The sequence below is a fragment of the Bradyrhizobium sp. LA6.1 genome (assembly GCF_040547805.1).
GTDB classification, from domain to species: Bacteria; Pseudomonadota; Alphaproteobacteria; order Rhizobiales; family Xanthobacteraceae; genus Bradyrhizobium; species Bradyrhizobium barranii.
Genome location: NZ_JBEPQK010000009.1, coordinates 169,963 through 184,936 on the forward strand (window position 1 = coordinate 169,963; position 14,974 = coordinate 184,936).

16 protein-coding genes are annotated in these 14,974 nt (G+C 61.3%); 7 read left to right on the forward strand and 9 right to left on the reverse strand.

What is annotated here, in order from left to right; translation table 11 throughout:
* Positions 1 to 471 precede the first annotated feature (471 nt).
* Entirely contained in the window at positions 472 to 1,431 is a 960-nt protein-coding gene (locus ABIB99_RS23230; protein WP_354177659.1) for an acyltransferase family protein, read from the forward strand.
* A gap of 120 nt (positions 1,432 to 1,551) precedes the next feature.
* Here the strand turns inward: ABIB99_RS23230 and ABIB99_RS23235 are convergent, their stop codons facing one another.
* Entirely contained in the window at positions 1,552 to 1,935 is a 384-nt protein-coding gene (locus ABIB99_RS23235; protein WP_354177660.1) for a hypothetical protein, read from the reverse strand.
* A 1,069-nt stretch (positions 1,936 to 3,004) separates the two neighbouring features.
* Between ABIB99_RS23235 and ABIB99_RS23240 the strand changes: the two genes are divergently transcribed.
* On the forward strand, positions 3,005 to 3,331 hold the full coding sequence (locus ABIB99_RS23240) for a hypothetical protein (RefSeq protein ID WP_354177661.1): 327 nt from the start codon (positions 3,005 to 3,007) through the stop codon (positions 3,329 to 3,331).
* Here the strand turns inward: ABIB99_RS23240 and ABIB99_RS23245 are convergent.
* From ABIB99_RS23245 to ABIB99_RS23265, 5 genes are all read right to left on the reverse strand, one after another.
* Positions 3,301 to 3,525: a hypothetical protein gene (locus ABIB99_RS23245; RefSeq protein WP_354177662.1), complete on the reverse strand. Its 225-nt coding sequence runs from the start codon at positions 3,523 to 3,525 to the stop codon at positions 3,301 to 3,303. The genes ABIB99_RS23240 and ABIB99_RS23245 overlap by 31 nt on opposite strands.
* A 104-nt stretch (positions 3,526 to 3,629) precedes the next feature.
* Positions 3,630 to 3,932, reverse strand: a complete 303-nt coding sequence (locus ABIB99_RS23250) for a hypothetical protein (protein ID WP_354177663.1) — start codon at positions 3,930 to 3,932, stop codon at positions 3,630 to 3,632.
* Between the two features lie 91 nt (positions 3,933 to 4,023).
* A complete protein-coding gene (locus ABIB99_RS23255; protein WP_354177664.1) occupies positions 4,024 to 4,389 on the reverse strand; it encodes a hypothetical protein in 366 nt (121 codons plus the stop codon).
* A 973-nt stretch (positions 4,390 to 5,362) separates the two neighbouring features.
* Positions 5,363 to 5,638 (reverse strand): hypothetical protein, encoded by a 276-nt coding sequence (locus ABIB99_RS23260; protein ID WP_223154006.1) that lies wholly within the window; start codon positions 5,636 to 5,638, stop codon positions 5,363 to 5,365.
* 94 nt (positions 5,639 to 5,732) lie between these two features.
* On the reverse strand, positions 5,733 to 6,317 hold the full coding sequence (locus tag ABIB99_RS23265; RefSeq protein WP_231142100.1) for a TetR/AcrR family transcriptional regulator: 585 nt from the start codon (positions 6,315 to 6,317) through the stop codon (positions 5,733 to 5,735).
* Between the two features lie 163 nt (positions 6,318 to 6,480).
* Between ABIB99_RS23265 and ABIB99_RS23270 the strand changes: the two genes are divergently transcribed.
* Positions 6,481 to 7,455 (forward strand): alpha/beta fold hydrolase, encoded by a 975-nt coding sequence (locus tag ABIB99_RS23270; RefSeq protein ID WP_084795115.1) that lies wholly within the window; start codon positions 6,481 to 6,483, stop codon positions 7,453 to 7,455.
* Positions 7,456 to 7,577: 122 nt separating this feature from the next.
* On the opposite strand, the gene ABIB99_RS23275 is transcribed toward ABIB99_RS23270, so the two are convergent.
* Positions 7,578 to 7,817 carry a hypothetical protein gene (locus ABIB99_RS23275; protein WP_028152628.1) on the reverse strand — a complete coding sequence of 80 codons (240 nt, stop codon included), beginning with the start codon at positions 7,815 to 7,817 and terminating at the stop codon, positions 7,578 to 7,580.
* 342 nt (positions 7,818 to 8,159) lie between these two features.
* On the opposite strand from ABIB99_RS23275, the gene ABIB99_RS23280 reads away from it, so the two are divergent.
* The 3 genes from ABIB99_RS23280 to ABIB99_RS23290 all read left to right on the forward strand — a co-directional run bounded on the left by ABIB99_RS23280 (position 8,160) and on the right by ABIB99_RS23290 (position 11,612).
* Positions 8,160 to 9,068, forward strand: coding sequence for a dihydrodipicolinate synthase family protein (locus tag ABIB99_RS23280; RefSeq protein ID WP_028152627.1), 909 nt, complete (start codon positions 8,160 to 8,162; stop codon positions 9,066 to 9,068).
* A 144-nt stretch (positions 9,069 to 9,212) separates the two neighbouring features.
* Complete coding sequence (locus tag ABIB99_RS23285) at positions 9,213 to 10,184, forward strand: SDR family NAD(P)-dependent oxidoreductase (RefSeq protein ID WP_071913278.1); 972 nt, start codon at positions 9,213 to 9,215, stop codon at positions 10,182 to 10,184.
* A 309-nt stretch (positions 10,185 to 10,493) separates the two neighbouring features.
* Positions 10,494 to 11,612 (forward strand): alpha/beta hydrolase family protein, encoded by a 1,119-nt coding sequence (locus ABIB99_RS23290; RefSeq protein ID WP_028152625.1) that lies wholly within the window; start codon positions 10,494 to 10,496, stop codon positions 11,610 to 11,612.
* 116 nt (positions 11,613 to 11,728) lie between these two features.
* On the opposite strand, the gene ABIB99_RS23295 is transcribed toward ABIB99_RS23290, so the two are convergent.
* The gene (locus ABIB99_RS23295; protein WP_028152624.1) at positions 11,729 to 12,235 is read right to left on the reverse strand and encodes a MarR family winged helix-turn-helix transcriptional regulator; all 507 of its coding nucleotides are present in this window, start codon (positions 12,233 to 12,235) and stop codon (positions 11,729 to 11,731) included.
* A gap of 407 nt (positions 12,236 to 12,642) precedes the next feature.
* Here ABIB99_RS23295 and ABIB99_RS23300 point away from each other — a divergent pair, with 407 nt between their 5' ends.
* A complete protein-coding gene (locus ABIB99_RS23300) occupies positions 12,643 to 14,172 on the forward strand; it encodes a porin (RefSeq protein ID WP_063982925.1) in 1,530 nt (509 codons plus the stop codon).
* A gap of 268 nt (positions 14,173 to 14,440) precedes the next feature.
* Here ABIB99_RS23300 and ABIB99_RS23305 read toward each other — a convergent pair whose 3' ends face one another.
* The gene (locus ABIB99_RS23305) at positions 14,441 to 14,944 is read right to left on the reverse strand and encodes a GcrA family cell cycle regulator (protein ID WP_063982926.1); all 504 of its coding nucleotides are present in this window, start codon (positions 14,942 to 14,944) and stop codon (positions 14,441 to 14,443) included.
* Between the last annotated feature and the right edge of the window lie 30 nt (positions 14,945 to 14,974).

Here is a 14,974-nt window from a genome sequence, read left to right on the forward strand (position 1 = left end):
TTTTGCCGCGAAATTCCTGAGATTTTATTTTTTTTGGGCCGTCATCCCGACAATCCGCTCGATCAGGCTGGCGGAGCGGCCTGCTGGTGCGCGGAGAGCGGCGCAGGCTCTTGCTGTCGAACGCGGCGATCGATGCGTACCGGCTGCGGCCCTTGCTTGTCACGTTGAATGGGTGAACGAACCGGCTGGGTGAAACGCGGCATTAAGAAATGCGCATCCGCTCAGCCGATATTTTTAGTCTACACAAAGGGTCTGCGGGAAAATGGGCTCGGGGTAGTTGCGATCCCGGGCCGAAGCGCTCTAGGTTGCCGCGGCTGGAGATGTTCATGGAACGCAAGAATAATTTTGATCTGCTGCGTCTTTTCGCTGCCTGTCAGGTCGTATTCATGCACAGTTCGGGGCATCTGCTTCTTCCAAAAGACGGACTATTTGAGGTGTTGCTCCAATTTCCGGGAGTCGCGGTGTTTCTTTGTGATCAGTGGCTTTCTGATCTCGGATTCCTATCTGCGCAGCACGAGCCTGGCTTCCTTTGCTTGGAAACGCGCCCTGCGAATTTACCCTGCGCTGATCGCAAACCTCCTCGTTCTCGAACTGGTTTTTGGTGCGACTGGCGGCATCAGCACGACCGCCTGGGCTTACGCGAAGTATCTAAGCGCCTATCTCCCATCCGCCTCGAACTATTTTGCTCAGTGGGTGTTTCCCGACGCGGTCTACGCCAAATCTTGGCTCTTCCAAGGCTACCCGAGCGGAGTGCTTTGGACGCTAACGGTGGAGTTATCATTCTACGCAGCTCTTCCGTTTGTTCTCTCCCTTGCAGCTGTTTCAAAAAGAGCGGGATCGCTTTTCATTTTGGCGTTGATGGCTGGATCGTATTCGATCGCGCGCGTGACCGACGATGCATTCTCGCAAGCGCACCCCGCCTTGAACGAACTCGTAACTCCATACTTTTGGATATTCGGCATCGGCGTTCTCATTCGCCTGTGGTGGGAGCATATCAGCCGGTGGTTTGAAGAGCGCGCTCTGTTCTGGCTGGCGGGATATGTTTTCCTAATCGTCGTTTCTGTCGCGTTTCTTGGAGAGCCCATAAAACTTGAATACAAGATGGCGCCGAACATCTTCACCCTGGTGCGAGTCGCAGTCATGGGGGCAACTGTCATTTCTCTGGCATATACTGCGAAGAGCTGTGCCACCGTGCTCCACGGGAATGATCTCTCATACGGACTTTACTTGTGGCACATGCTCGGCGTCTCGGTGTTCATTGGCCTCGGTATTAAGGGACATTGGTGGCTCTACCCGGCCTGTTACGGAATCGGCTTCTTCTTTGCGGCAGCATCTTGGTTCCTCATCGAGAAGCCTACTCTTGCTCTCAAGCGACGCAGGATTCACCGTTCGAATTTGGCGGTAAGACGGGATGGAGTTGCTCAGGCTTAACTGGGACCAGCCCGAGTCCAGGCCCTAGAATTCCCGCGTCCTTGCCGGATGTTGCCGGTTCTTGACCTGATCCAGTCGCATCTGCGCGGCGCGGAAACGCCGCTCCTAGCGGGTTTCGGGCTAGTCGTCGGTCATTCGGTTGGCGAACGACTTCGCCACTCCATGGAAAATCCACGCGAAAAAGAAGCCCACCGCTATCGGCAGGAGCGTGGTGTATGCGAGTTTCGAAAAGTGAGGGAATACCTGGGCGCTCCAGACTTGATCGCTCGAGTAGGCCTGCAGCACCGGAAGGATGATGCCGCCGGCGCCGGCTGCGATCGCTAGGCCGTTCCAAAAGCTCGCCTGGATTTTCAGGCGCTCGTTTTCCCTGCTCATTCGATCAACCCTCCGCCCCTCATTCCTTAGCTCTCTTCGTCGTCGGGTGCGCGTGGCGACGTCGCCGGAATAGATGTGCCAAGTCTCCTCATGCGGATTGTCGGAGTGGCGGCGGGTGAGGGCGGTCATGGCGGAATTATGCACGTGAACGTAGCGAGAACAAATGTCATTCAAAACTGTGTATCAGAGTGTGTATCAGCCTTTTAGGCCGTTCCGTAACAGTCTGATTTTATGAGTGAGTTTTTGCGCGCTTGGCGCGGTGGCGCTCCCTAGCGGCGCCGTCTCGCCACCAGACCCCAGAGTTGTGCGATGAGAGAGATTCACGTCATAGTGGGCGGGGGGTACCCGGGACACGTTCCGGGGAAAGATATTCGAGGGAGGGGACGTGATTAAGAACATTCTATTTTGGGCATTTGTTGCAGCCGGATTGATCTTATCAGATTTTATGTTCGGTCCGCTCTTTCCAGACGAGGTCTATTGTCTCGCGCAGGCTGGCACCGAGATTCATGTTCCGCAGACTACAAAGGCGAGCTCTTGGTCGGCGAACGATGGCTGCACGGCCTACAATCCCCGCTGCGCCACCGAATACACGACCACCCCGGCTCGCAATGGCTGCCTACACAAGACAATCTGGGATGCTTGGAGTGTTAAGCTCGGTCTCGGAGATCCCCGCAAAAGCTGAATCCGGCTCTAAAATCTGGTTTGCAGTCGAAATCGCATTCCTAGCAAATTCAATGGCTGGAAAATCGGCGGGTTTGCCAAAATAGTGAGCAAATTCAATCATTCGCGCCCGTCTGGGAGGGGTCGGAGGTTCAAATCCTCTCGCTCCGACCAATATTTAGCCGAAACCGTAAGCAATAGTGGGGCTGGAGCTGCGGGTTTCAGCCCGGTTGCGACCCCGGGCAGGCCAGCAGCGGCACCGTCGAAACGCTCAACGAGGCGAGGGCCGACTTCGAGGCGGCCGGGAACAAGCTGCTCCCCACGCGCTCGGAGGCGCACTTCGAGATCTGGCGCCAGTCGCGGGACTTCCACGCCTGGAAGGACCGGATGCTCCCCGAGCGGCTGCCGTTGCCGACGCAGCGCTCCAGCGGTCAGTCGCACTGCTTCTGCGGCGAGGTCATCACCAACGCCGGCATCGAGCGGCATATCTGGGCGACGCACCGAGGTATCGGTGATCCGACACAGGCAAGATGACGAGATGCCTTGGTCCCGCGAGTTCGAGCAGCCCATTTCTCTGCCCGGCCGGAAGCCCATCGCGACCTTCGAAGAGGCCGCAACGTTCATCCAGCGTCTTCCCAAGGCCGAACAGTCCAAGCCTCACTGGCAGGCCGCCGTTGAGGCCCTGATCATGGCCGCGGAGAGCAAGGAAGGCCCAACAATGCTGGCGCGCATCCGCGTCATGCGCGCCTTGAACCAAGGCGTCGATCCGCTCGCAAGGGTGAGGCTGGCGAATGCCTACGGCCTGATTCGCTGGCGAAGGTTGGAGGGCCTAACCTACATCTGCCAGACGGTCGCCTCCTCGTGAGTCCACGCGGCGTACAGCGCTCGGATCGCCTTCAGGCGGTCGTGGTAGCCGGGCGGTTGACCGGCCTTGACGTAGCGGGCCTGAATTCGGAGAGGCCAGCCGGCGATGAAGGCGTCCAGCCGCTGCGCCACCACCCACGCGACCCCGGCGACGCCAATAATGACGATGGCGTAGACGATTATCCCATGCAACATTCCAAACTCTTCAATCAAAAGAATGCAACTAATGAGAGTAGGGCGGCGCTGTCTATCGGTATTTGTACGGACCACATTCAGCCGCGTGGCTGATCAGATGTGATTCAGAACGTCGGCTCTCGGTTCTTCAGGTCGCGGTACGCTTTGCGGGCCGCCTCCTGCACCTCCCGCATTTGCTTGCGCAGGTCAGCGATGATCTCGGACCGGCTCTTGGCGTCCTGGGTCTTATCTTGACGGGCGGCCTGTTCGAGCGCGCGAAGCCCCTTGATCTGCTTGTCGGCGTTCCGGAAGATGGTCTCGGCGTCAGAGCCGACTGTGCCCTTTCGCTTGCCCTGATGGACGCCGTAGCGGTTGACGCCATCCTCGATGGTCGCAGCTGCATCGTCGCTGGCGGCCGGGGCCTTCATCGCCTTGCGAACTTGTCCCATGCCGACCGCGCGGCATTCGCGTGGCTTCACGTGCGGTTGGCGCCATCGCTGACCTATCCTGCCCATCGGGTCATCGCAAATACCCCACCACCATCCGTGTCGTCTCATCCACCAGCGTCCTCACCATCTTCTCCGAGAGCATCTCGGCCTGGTTCAGCACCGTGTTGTGCGCGACCGCCTCGATCGCACTGACGCAGATGAAGGTCGCCAGTCCCGGGTCGATCTTGCGCATCTCGTTGCGGCGGCTTTCGAGATAGGCGCGCACGAGGGTGTGGACCTCGCGGTTGAAGGCTTCGACGTCTTTGAGCTGGTCGGGGCCGCTCCACCAGCTCGGCGGCGAGCCAGCGAGAGTCTCGATCGGCGTGTTGGGCCATTGGTTCCAGAAGTTCAACGACGCCTGGCGCTGGCGTGAATTGTCTTTGGGACCAATGGACACAATCCGCTCTCGGAGCCATCGCGCGCGTCGCATGCTCGGTAGGTGTGCTTAACGACGTCAATGGCTTCGCAGGCATGATCCAACTGGACGACCACCTGTGGACGCGAGATCGGGGTTGCTAGGGTGGTGGTAGCCCGCTGCCCTTGGCGAGGTCGCGGTCCAGTTTAAACGGTTTGGTAAGAATGGAGTCTTGATATTGGGACGGGCTTGGGGACTCACGGGGTCCCTTAGATGGAGCGTTCAGCGCGATCCAAACGAAAAGTAAGTCGAAAGCGCTGGGTTGTTTGTTACGGTAATTTTTCTATTGAATGTCGAGACGAAGATGGCGCGAAGAATTTGGCAGCCAAGCTCCGTAAGCGCCGATACCGTGTCACAGCCCGGACAGCCGATGGCGTCTCACCTTCGTGGCGAGTAGAGCCAGACGAAATCGACGAGTGGATATCTTCACCCACGCGCCCTAGTCGCTCGCCGCGGGTTCGGCCTACGAAGAATCGATGATTTGCGAAACACTCGAGTTGGATCGCGGCTTCAGCACGTTGGTTTCGCCCGCGTCTAGTTCAACTTCGGACACACTCTAGCCCCGATTTGGCTGCTGGAATGCTGGCTCTCGCGACTCATCTGGAGTTGCAGCCAACTTGGGTCGAGATTGGTTCCGCAGGAGGAACGAGCGCTCCTGCAGCTATCCAGCGATCGGTCTTGCGTGTGATCCATCGCAAGGCCTGTGAAGGCCCCGGTCTTCCCCATTGGCTGGGGCCTTCCTTTTGCGCCAGATCACAAAGATATTGGCATCGCGGCGTCTGAGGAACGACTCTCCAAGGGAGAGATTGAAAAATCGGTCTGTGGCGAATCTGGACTCAAGGTCTCGCCATCCACCCGGAACGGCCCCACCGTCCGACGCGCGTTTGGCGATGGGCCGGTTTTCGTAGGTATTCACTCAACTCCCGCCGGCTCACAAAGTCGGCGGGGTTTTTAGCTAGCCGTCTTGGCATCGGACTCCGAAGTTGTCGCAGGTGCGAGCGAAGGCATCTGTAGCATTTGCGTCTTCAAAGCAAAAAAGTGTGCCGACGTCGGCACGATCGATCCACCAGTCGACCTTGTTCGCCTTCGCAATGCGGGAAGCCTCTCCGCGCAGTAGGTCGAGCTGTCTTCCGGCGGCATGGACTATCAGGCAATTTTTCTTGGGCATATGTTTTGTCCTCAATAGGAAAGCTGAATTGATCGCCATCAAAAATGGAAAACTCATGGCCATGGGCTCGGCTCAATGCAGCCCGCAGATAAATCAACTGCTTAGCAGGATGCCCGCTCTCCCGCGTAGAGCGGGCATGAGGCGACGTTTTCGCAAACTACCTCAAATACCCCACCACCATCCGTGTCGTCTCATCCACCAGCGTCCTCACCATCTTCTCCGAGAGCATCTCGGCCTGGTTCAGCACCGTGTTGTGCGCGACCGCCTCGATCGCACTGACGCAGATGAAGGTCGCCAGTCCCGGGTCGATCTTGCGCATCTCGTTGCGGCGGCTTTCGAGATAGGCGCGCACGAGGGTGTGGACCTCGCGGTTGAAGGCTTCGACGTCCTTGAGCTGGCCGGTGCGCGGGATCTGCTCGGCAAGCACCCGATGTAGTTTGGGATCGATGCGGTGGGCTTCGATCGCGACGGTGACGAGGCGGCGCACGGCTTTGTCGATCGGCAGGTCGGCGACCTCGGTGAGGGCGGCACGGACGATGCCCATGATCTCCTCGTTGTGACGGTCGATCACGGCGGCGACGAGCGCCTCCTTGCTGGGAAAATACTGGTAGAGCGAGCCGACGCTAACGCCGGCGATTTCGGCGATCCGGTTGGTGCTGGCTTTCTCAAAGCCTTCGCGGACCAGAATGCGAGCGGTTGCCTCGACCAGCGCGTCGACGGTGGCGCGCGATCGCGCTTGCAAGGCATTTTTCCGGGGTTTTGTCGGCGGTTTGCGCGCCATGGGCCTGTGATCCGAATGCGAGTAGGAAAAGCGAGCGAATGCTCGCATTATATCCGCATGTGGCGGCGGTCGACACAAGCCTTTTCGTGCCCATACGAAGAGCCCGGTCTGGAGGAGACCTGACATGAGCGTTGCAAAGATCGCATCGGCCTTCCAGTTTTGTCCAGGCGGCCGGCTGTTGGGGATGCGGCCACCCGGCGATCCCGCGCCGAGCCTGCAGAGCCGTTGCTTCAACGCGCTGTTGCGGCAGCTTCCGTTCAAGAAGCACCTTGCCTCGGCCGAGGCCGTGCAGGCGCATGTGCAGAAACTCGCATTGCAGCCGGCCTCCTACGAGCCGACGGGTTTGGGCCGCGGCGTCGAGGTGACGTTGACCAAGATGGGCGGATGGCCGGTCTATTACACGGCGCCATCATCTGGCCATGAGGGCTGCAACCACGTCATGTTCTTGCACGGCGGTGGCTTCATCAACGAGATCGTGCCGGCACATTGGCGCTTCGTCGGCCAGATGACGCGCAGGGCGCGCGTCGTCTGCGTGGTGCCGATCTATCCGCTTGCGCCGCATGCCACCGCCAAGGATCTCGTGCCGGCGACGGCCGAACTGTTGCGGATGCTGCTGGAGGATGTCGGGCCCGCAAAGGTCACGGTGGTCGGCAATTCCGCCGGCGCGGGACTGGCGCTCGCTGCCTGCCAGTGGCTGCGCGACCGCGGGCATCGGCAGCCGGGCCGGCTGATGCTGATCTCGCCGGCGGCCGATGCATCGGTCAGCCGTCCGGAGCAGGTCGAGATCGCAGGCCGCGATCCGATCCAGGACATTCCGGGGATCATTGAGGCGGGGCGGCTCTATGCCGGCGAGCTCGATGTCGGCCATCCCTTCGTCAGCCCGCTCAACGGCGCCTTCCGTTCGCTCGCGCCGATGACAATCTTCTCGGGCACGCGCGATCTGCTCTATCCCGATAGCGTCGATCTCGCGGAGCGCGCGAGGGCGGCGGGCGTGCCGGTCGAGCTGCATCTGCTCCGTGACCAGCCGCACAATTTCGCGCTGATGCCGACGCCGGAAGGGCGACAGGCGCGTGCGATCATTCTGCGTGCAGTGGCTTAAAGGGAAGGCGTGATCGTCGTCACAGGGGCGCGCCGCCGCAATGGGGTCTGGCGCTAGCGGTGCCCGCGCGGAGAGACCAGGCTACCTCCGGGGCGTTTCCTCATCCGTAGTCTTGCGGGGCCTTAGGCGTGGCCCTTGATCTCGTAGTGACCCGGCACGCATTTGTAGCGCTCGAGGCGCCAATTGGCGTGATAGATCGGATGCTCGCCCATCCATTTGGCAAGCGGGGCCTGTGCGCCGATCGCGCACTGCATCATCGACATCTCGGGCGTCATGTTGCTGTCGGTCACGATTTCCTCGATGCAACTGCCTGAGCTGGCTGCGCTCAGCCGGCAGAGCACGGCAACCACGGTCACGAACATTCCTGTCACCTCATCGGTAGTTTCAGACCACGAAGAGGATGCAAGCGGAGTGCCAGAGCCTGTGACACAAACAACACGCTGACCTAGCCGACTCGACCCAGCGTCCACCTCCATTTGGTGATTCGGATTGTAAAAAAATTGCCCCTAAACCGAAGCCGGGCAAATACGGGGAATCCCCAAGGAAAAGGGCGAGGAAGGATCGCAGGAATGAGCGATTGTGGGGGCAGCGCCGCGCGAAGCGCCCCTTCACAAGGCCTGCGCAGCCGATAGGCTCGAAAGCGGGCGGATACTCGTCAAGAGAGCGGGACCGCCGCAGGACCAAAGGAAACGCGAGGGTAGACCATGAAGGCACGACCGACCGGCGTGATCCCGCCGATGACGACGCCGTTCCGGAAGGACGGCGAGATCGACCTTGGGCTCGTGGCGCCCCAGGTCGACTGGATGATCGGCGCCGGCGCGCATGGCGTCGCGGCCGGCGGCTCGACCGGCGAGGGCCACACGCTCGATCACGAGGAATATCGCGACCTGATGGCCGCGACGGTCGAGGCGGTGAAGGGACGCATTCCCGTGATCGCCGGGATCATCGTGGACTCCACGCGCGATGCGATCCGTCGCGGCAAGCTCGTGCGCGACATGAATGTCGCAGCGCTCCAGGTCACGCCGGTGCATTATCTGTTCAAGCCCGATGACGAGGCGATGGTCGCGCACTTCCGCGCCATGGCGGACGAGACCGGCATGCCCATCATCATCTACAACGTGGTGCCGTGGTCCTATCTGTCACCGGCGCTGCTGGTGCGGATCATGACCGAGGTGCCGCTGGTGGTCGGCGTCAAGCAGAGCGCGGGCGATCTCAAGCTGTTCGCGGATCTCATGATGATGGCGCCGGACAAGCTGATCTACAGCGCGGTCGATGCCCTCATGTATCCGTCCTACACGCTCGGCGCCCATGGCTCGATCGCCGCGATCCTGACCGCGGCGCCGCATGCCTCCGTCGCGCTGTGGGATGCGGTGAAGGCGGGCGACCATCCGCGCGCGCTCGACCTGCACAAGAAGCTGTTGACGCTGTGGAACGCCGTGATCGCCGACAATCTGCCGGCCTGCACGCGTTACGCCCAGACGCTCCAGGGCTTGCCCAGGACCTATCCGCGCGCACCGATGCCGGAGGCCTCGCCGGCGCAGCAGGCCGCCACCCGCAAGGCGCTGGAGGCACTCGGCGCGTTGAACGGGGTGCGTGTCGAAGCGGCCGAATAGTCCGCCGGCCGAAATTATCGATGTCCAATTGCAGCGCCGATCCGCTTTTACCTGCGGATGCGGCGCTGCTACATTTTGCGCGCGCCGCGATGCGCGGCGCTAGCTGTGAAGAAACATACCGACAAGGGGAGGGACCGAAGTCCCATGAAGGATTTTGCAGGAAAGATCGCCGTCATCACCGGCGGCGGCACGGGGATGGGACGCGAGCTCGCACGGCAGCTCGTCGCGGAGGGCTGCAATGTCGCGATGTGCGACGTCTCCGAAGCCGCGATGGCCGAGACCAAACGGCTTTGCGAGGTCGAGAAGCTGCCGCAGGGCCTGCGGGTCACGACCCACGTCGCCGACGTCTCGATCGAGGACCATCTCAAGCGGTTTCGCGATGAGCTCGCCGAGCAGCAGAAGACCGACCGGATCCATCTCCTGTTCAACAATGCCGGCATCGGTGGCGGCGGCAGCCTGTTCACCAACACGCGCGAGCAGTGGGAGCGTACCTTCAACATCTGCTGGGGCGGCGTCTATCTCGGCGTGCGCACCTTCCTGCCGATGCTGGTGGCGGCGGACGAGGCCCACATCGTCAACACGGCGAGCGTCAACGGCTTCTGGGCCTCGATTGGCATGGGGCAGGCGCACACCGCCTACAGCTCGGCGAAGTTCGCGGTGAAAGGATTTACCGAAGCGCTGATCAACGACCTCCGTCTGCACGCGCCGCATGTCAAATGCTCGGTGGTGATGCCCGGCCATATCGGCACCTCGATCGTCTCCAATTCGCGCAAGGTGCAGAGCGCCGACGGGTCGGAGCGGCTCAATGCCGACGAGGTCGCGCTGACCCGCAAGCGCATGGTCGCGGCTGGCGTGCCGGATGCTGACAAGATGTCGGACGAGGACATCCAGGCTGCGTTCGCCGAACGCGCCCGCAGCTTCCTCGAGGACGCGCCGACGACTGCTGCGCAGGCCGCGAAGATCATCCTCAACGGGGTCAAGGCGGACCGGTGGCGCATTCTTGTGGGCGAAGACGCAAAGCGCCTTGACGAACGCGTGCGCGCAACGCCGGAGCAGGCCTACGACCGCGCCTTCTATGAAAGCTTTACGCAGGAAGTTGGCTGGCGGCTCGGTTGATTCGGTTTGGCTGAGACTGTCAACGAACGTCCGCGTATGTAGGTATGACGACCATCATGGCAAGAGGTGCGGACGTATTATTACACAGGTAATTTACATGTTACGCAGGTAACTTTACGTGCCACCTCTTGCCACTTTCCGACGCCTTATGACGATTTAGAATGTCACGCATGCGACATGCTCCGTCGTTCAAGCAATGTTCAAGCGATGGTGATGTGAAACGGGTCTCATTCGGCGCACGGCAGCTTGGTTGGTGAACCAAAATAGTTTAGTCGATCAGGGGTAACGCCATCATAAAGCGTAGCGCCGATGATACCCGCATGCCTCTCCGACGACTGGATCCTCTGCCCGGAGAGAGAGGATATTTCCGCTGAATTCACGCGGCTCCTCACCGCGGCGCAGGAGGGTGGCGCCACCATCGCAGAATGCCTGATGATCGCGCGGCAGCTCAAGCAGGGCGGTGAGCAGTCCTGGCACCGCGAATGGAAGCGGCTGGCGCAAGCCAACCGGCAGCGTGCCGAGGCGGCGTTCGCGGAAGGCCACATGGCGACCGCGCAGCGCAACTGGCTGCGGGCGATGAACTACTACGGCGCGGCCGCGATGCCGCTGGACCAGGCCGACGAGCGCCGCTGGGTCGCGGTGCTCGCCATGCAGGAATGCGCGCGCCGCTTCCTCACCGCGCGCGGTCCGGCTGGCGAGGTCGTCACGATTCCCTGGGCCGATGACGGACACGTTTTGCAAGGCTATTTCCTGCCTGCGTCCCCGGCCGGCAAGCGGGCTCCGACCGTGATCTGCATCGGCGAGCCCGGACACCGCAAGGAAGAATTCCTGTTCAAGCTCGCGCCGCATGCGCGCGAACGCGGACTGTCGATGCTCGCGCTGGACCTGCTCGGCGACCAGCGTGACGACTATACCGACACGCTCCTGCAGCGCCGCGACCTCGAGAGCTCGATTGCCAGCGTCATGGATTATCTGGAGACACGCGGCGACGTCGATTTCGATCGCGTCGCCATCGTGGCCGACGGGTGGGGCTCTTCCTTCGTCGCGCGCGCGGTGTTGCAGGAGCCGAGGCTCGCCGCGGCCGTCTGCGACGGCGGTCTGTGGGACCTGCACGAACGATCCTTCTTCGCCAGCCGCTTTGCGATGAGCGACCTCAGCATCGTCCCGGTGCCGTCGGCGCCGTTGATGGCCTCGAGCGTCGACTGTCCGGTGCTGATCACGCTCGGCGAGGACGGCTGGCTCAAGGCCGACCGGGCGCGCCAGATCGTGCAGAAGTCGCGACTCGGCAGCTCCGACATCGTGCTGAAGGTGTTCACCGCGCAGGAGACCGGCGCGGCGCAGGCCCATGCGGACAATCCCAGCCTTGCCAACGAATACATCTTCGACTGGCTGGAATCGCAACTGGGCGCCACGGGGCGGCGGATCTGAACGCCGCCTGCTGTCTTAAAGCGCGATGAGATTGGGATGAATCGTCATCGCGATTTAGGTTGTTGCTTGGGCATGATCTTTTCGGAAAACCGCTTCGCACTTTTCCGGATCATGTTTTAGTAGTCGAGGGATATCCTGACGCAGGCCTTTTCGAGCCGGGTCTTCAGCGTCGCCAGCTTGCCGGTGAATTCGGTCAGTTCGTTCTCGTCGAATTCCTGGAAGACGAATTCGCGGATCGTTTTGTACTGCTCGTTGAGGCTTGCGATGTGCTTCTGCGTCTTCTCGACCAGCGACAGCCGCACCACGCGGGCGTCGGTCGGCGAGGGCCGCCGCCGCAGCAGGCCCTTCTTCTCCAGCAGCTTGGACTGGGTGGTGACGAAGGACGGATCGACGTGGAGCAGCTTGGAGACCACGTTGACGGGCACGCCGTCGTCCTTGTCGAGGTCGGAGATCGCCATCAGGATCAGCCATTGCGGACCGCTGATGCCCAGCGTTCTCGCCCAGAACTGACGCAACTCCTCCAGATACATGTTGATCGACGAAATTTCCCAGGTGAAACGCCTGATGATATCGAGATTGCCGATGGAGCGGAGGCGCGCCCCTTCCTTCCTGGTCGCTGACACAGCGTCACTCCCGTGATCTGATTCTTTTCCGGCCGGTGTCTTGCACGGCCATAGTCCACGCAAGTCTGCCCTGACGCAAGTGCAGAGCAGGGTAATTTTGTCACTAAAACTACAAAGATGATCAGCTCAGCATATTCCCTCACTCGCGGTGTTGCGCGCGGGGCACAGGTTTAGTGAAACAACAAAGCTGACTAAATAAACTATTTTGATTAGCGGAACGGCGCAGGCATATTGGCCCGTGACGGTGGGGGGTACTCAATCGTCCCGTTGCAGGTGGTTCGCTCACGTCCCTCGCGTCGATGCGGGTGTGTCCAAAAGCGCGAAGCGGCCGAGCGGATTTGAAAAGACGGGGATCTGGGGGGCCTCACGGTCCGGTCTCCGTAAAATGAGCAACTTGGAGGTTTTATATGAAAGTGGTGAAGAGCCTTTTGCTCGGCACTGCGGCGGGTCTGATCGCCGTCGGCGGAGCACAAGCGGCCGATCTTCCGGTCAAGGCCAAGGCGGTCGAGTACGTCAAGATCTGCTCGCTCTACGGCGCGGGCTTCTACTACATCCCGGGCACCGACACCTGCATCAAGCTCGGCGGCTATCTGCGTGCTGAAGTCGCGCTCAATGCCGGCGGCAACTACAGCGCCGCCTACAACGGTGTTTCCGGCGCGAACAACCGCCTGTCGAACTACTATTTGGCGCGCGCTCGCGAGGACCTCAACATCGATACCCGTACCGCGACTGAGTACGGGGTGGTTCGCACTTACTTTGACGCGGTGTTCACCTGGACGACCGATAACTATACGGGAAGCGGCTCGGCAACAGGCGCGACCGTTTACTCGCAACTCGGAAGCACGGGCGTGTCTGCGCCGAACAACGCAAGCTCGGGCACGATCTCGGGTGGTACGCTCGGCGTCTACTATGCGTTCATCCAGTTCGCCGGCTTCACCATGGGTAAGTCCGTGTCGCAGTTCGACGCGCCCTGGACCAACTATCCCGGCAACAACTTCGACCAGCTCGTCGGTGGCAGCGGCTCCGTGAACGGCGTCGCCCAGTTCACCTACACGGCCGATTTCGGCCAGGGCGTGACCGCGACCGTTTCGGCGCAGGACCAGACCCAGTTCTTCACGACCAACATCTGGAACACCGCCGGCATGTCCACCAGCGGCGTCCTCGGCGGTGCTTACGGCTCGAACGATATCGGCGGCACTAGGTCGCCCGACATCGTCGGCATGGTTCGTGTCGACCAGGCCTGGGGCCTGTTCCAGGCGTCGGTGGCTGCGCACGACAACCACGTCGCCTACTACGGCGCGTCCGAAGTCACCGGTCATCCGGAAGACAAGTGGGGCTGGGCCGTTCAGCTAGCTCTGCAGATCAAGAACATCCCGACCGGTGCTGGCGACGTGATCAACATCTCGGGCGTCTATACCGACGGCGCGAGCCGCTACAACTTCCAGTCGCTGGCGGCGACCAGCTACTCGATGTTCGGCGGTTCGGGCAGCGCGTATCAGAGCATCGGCTTTGCCGGCGTGTCTGACGCGGTGTTCGGTCCCAACGGCCAGCTCGAGCTGACCAAGACCTACGGTTTCCGTGGTGCCTACACCCACAACTGGAACCCGTACTGGAATACGGCGCTCTACGGCGCGTGGGCTGCGGTCAACTACAGCGGCACGGCGAAGGGCCTGATCTGCGGCAGCGCTGCGTTCGCCTCGCTGACCGGCACCTGCAACCCGGACTTCAACATCGGCCAGATCGGCGTCATCACCCGCTGGACGCCGGTCAAGAACCTGACCTTCTCGGCTGACTTCGTCTACAGCCACCTCGACCAGAAGTACTCGGGCGTGATCACCACCCCGGCGCTGGCGTCGGTTGCCAAGCCTGCGGCAACCTACGAGCTGAAGGACCAGGACACCTACAGCCTGCTGCTGCGCGCCCAGCGCAACTGGTAAGCTGAAGACCGTTCCGATCTGATAGAGCCCCGGCGGGAAACCGCCGGGGCTTTTTCATGAAAGCGGCCTTCGGAAAATCCGGCAACACGTTGCAAACGACGAAGACGAGCTATGCGAATCGATCGCCCTCAAACTTATTTACTTACCTGAGTTGATCAGCTATCTTGTTTTCAGCCGATTACGAAAGTCACGGCTCTTAGCTTCATGCTAAGCCTCCAGAAACCTCCGGTGATGCCCCGCCGGAGGTTTTTCGTTTTGGGATTTTCCTTCAGCCGCGCATCACACGGGCGCGCGAGTTCGGCCGGTAGGCGAGGCGGCTGTGGCCGACGCAGTAGGACTGGCCGTCGGGCGCGGTATTGCCGCAGAAGCAGAAGTCGTCTGCGCCCGGCGTCGAGATCGGCCAGCGGCAGCGATTCTCGGCGAGCTCCAGCAGCGAGCAGCGGTTGGCATCGTCGATCGGACCCGCGACCACAGGTGTGTCGGTGTCGCCGTAGATCGTGGCGAGCATCTCATATTGCAGCCGCGGTACGGCTCTCGTCCCGCGCCGCGGCGCGAGGCTCCGCTCGAGCTTGCGCTCGTCGCTCGTCCTGCCGCGCGTGAGATTGAGCCGGGACAGCTTGCCGATCACCGCGTTGCGGCTGACGCCGATGTCGGCAGCGATCTCGCTGCAGGTGAGGCCGGCCTCGAAGTGCTGCTTCAGAAGCTCAATTCGTTCGTTGGTCCAAGTCGGTGAAGAAGCAGTCGGTGAAGAAGTTGGTGAGAGAACAGGCATTGTAACGGTCCCAGGTTGCAGATGTCGGCC

Coding starts and splice junctions, on each gene's coding strand:
- ABIB99_RS23245 (WP_354177662.1), bottom strand. CDS start 3,525: ATGTTGCATGGGATAATCGTCTACGCCATCGTCATTATTGGCGTCGCC.
- ABIB99_RS23305 (WP_063982926.1), bottom strand. CDS start 14,944: ATGCCTGTTCTCTCACCAACTTCTTCACCGACTGCTTCTTCACCGACT.
- ABIB99_RS23290 (WP_028152625.1), top strand. CDS start 10,494: ATGATACCCGCATGCCTCTCCGACGACTGGATCCTCTGCCCGGAGAGA.
- ABIB99_RS23275 (WP_028152628.1), bottom strand. CDS start 7,817: ATGTTCGTGACCGTGGTTGCCGTGCTCTGCCGGCTGAGCGCAGCCAGC.
- ABIB99_RS23235 (WP_354177660.1), bottom strand. CDS start 1,935: ATGACCGCCCTCACCCGCCGCCACTCCGACAATCCGCATGAGGAGACT.
- ABIB99_RS23240 (WP_354177661.1), top strand. CDS start 3,005: ATGCCTTGGTCCCGCGAGTTCGAGCAGCCCATTTCTCTGCCCGGCCGG.
- ABIB99_RS23280 (WP_028152627.1), top strand. CDS start 8,160: ATGAAGGCACGACCGACCGGCGTGATCCCGCCGATGACGACGCCGTTC.
- ABIB99_RS23260 (WP_223154006.1), bottom strand. CDS start 5,638: ATGGCCATGAGTTTTCCATTTTTGATGGCGATCAATTCAGCTTTCCTA.
- ABIB99_RS23270 (WP_084795115.1), top strand. CDS start 6,481: ATGAGCGTTGCAAAGATCGCATCGGCCTTCCAGTTTTGTCCAGGCGGC.
- ABIB99_RS23250 (WP_354177663.1), bottom strand. CDS start 3,932: ATGAAGGCCCCGGCCGCCAGCGACGATGCAGCTGCGACCATCGAGGAT.
- ABIB99_RS23285 (WP_071913278.1), top strand. CDS start 9,213: ATGAAGGATTTTGCAGGAAAGATCGCCGTCATCACCGGCGGCGGCACG.
- ABIB99_RS23300 (WP_063982925.1), top strand. CDS start 12,643: ATGAAAGTGGTGAAGAGCCTTTTGCTCGGCACTGCGGCGGGTCTGATC.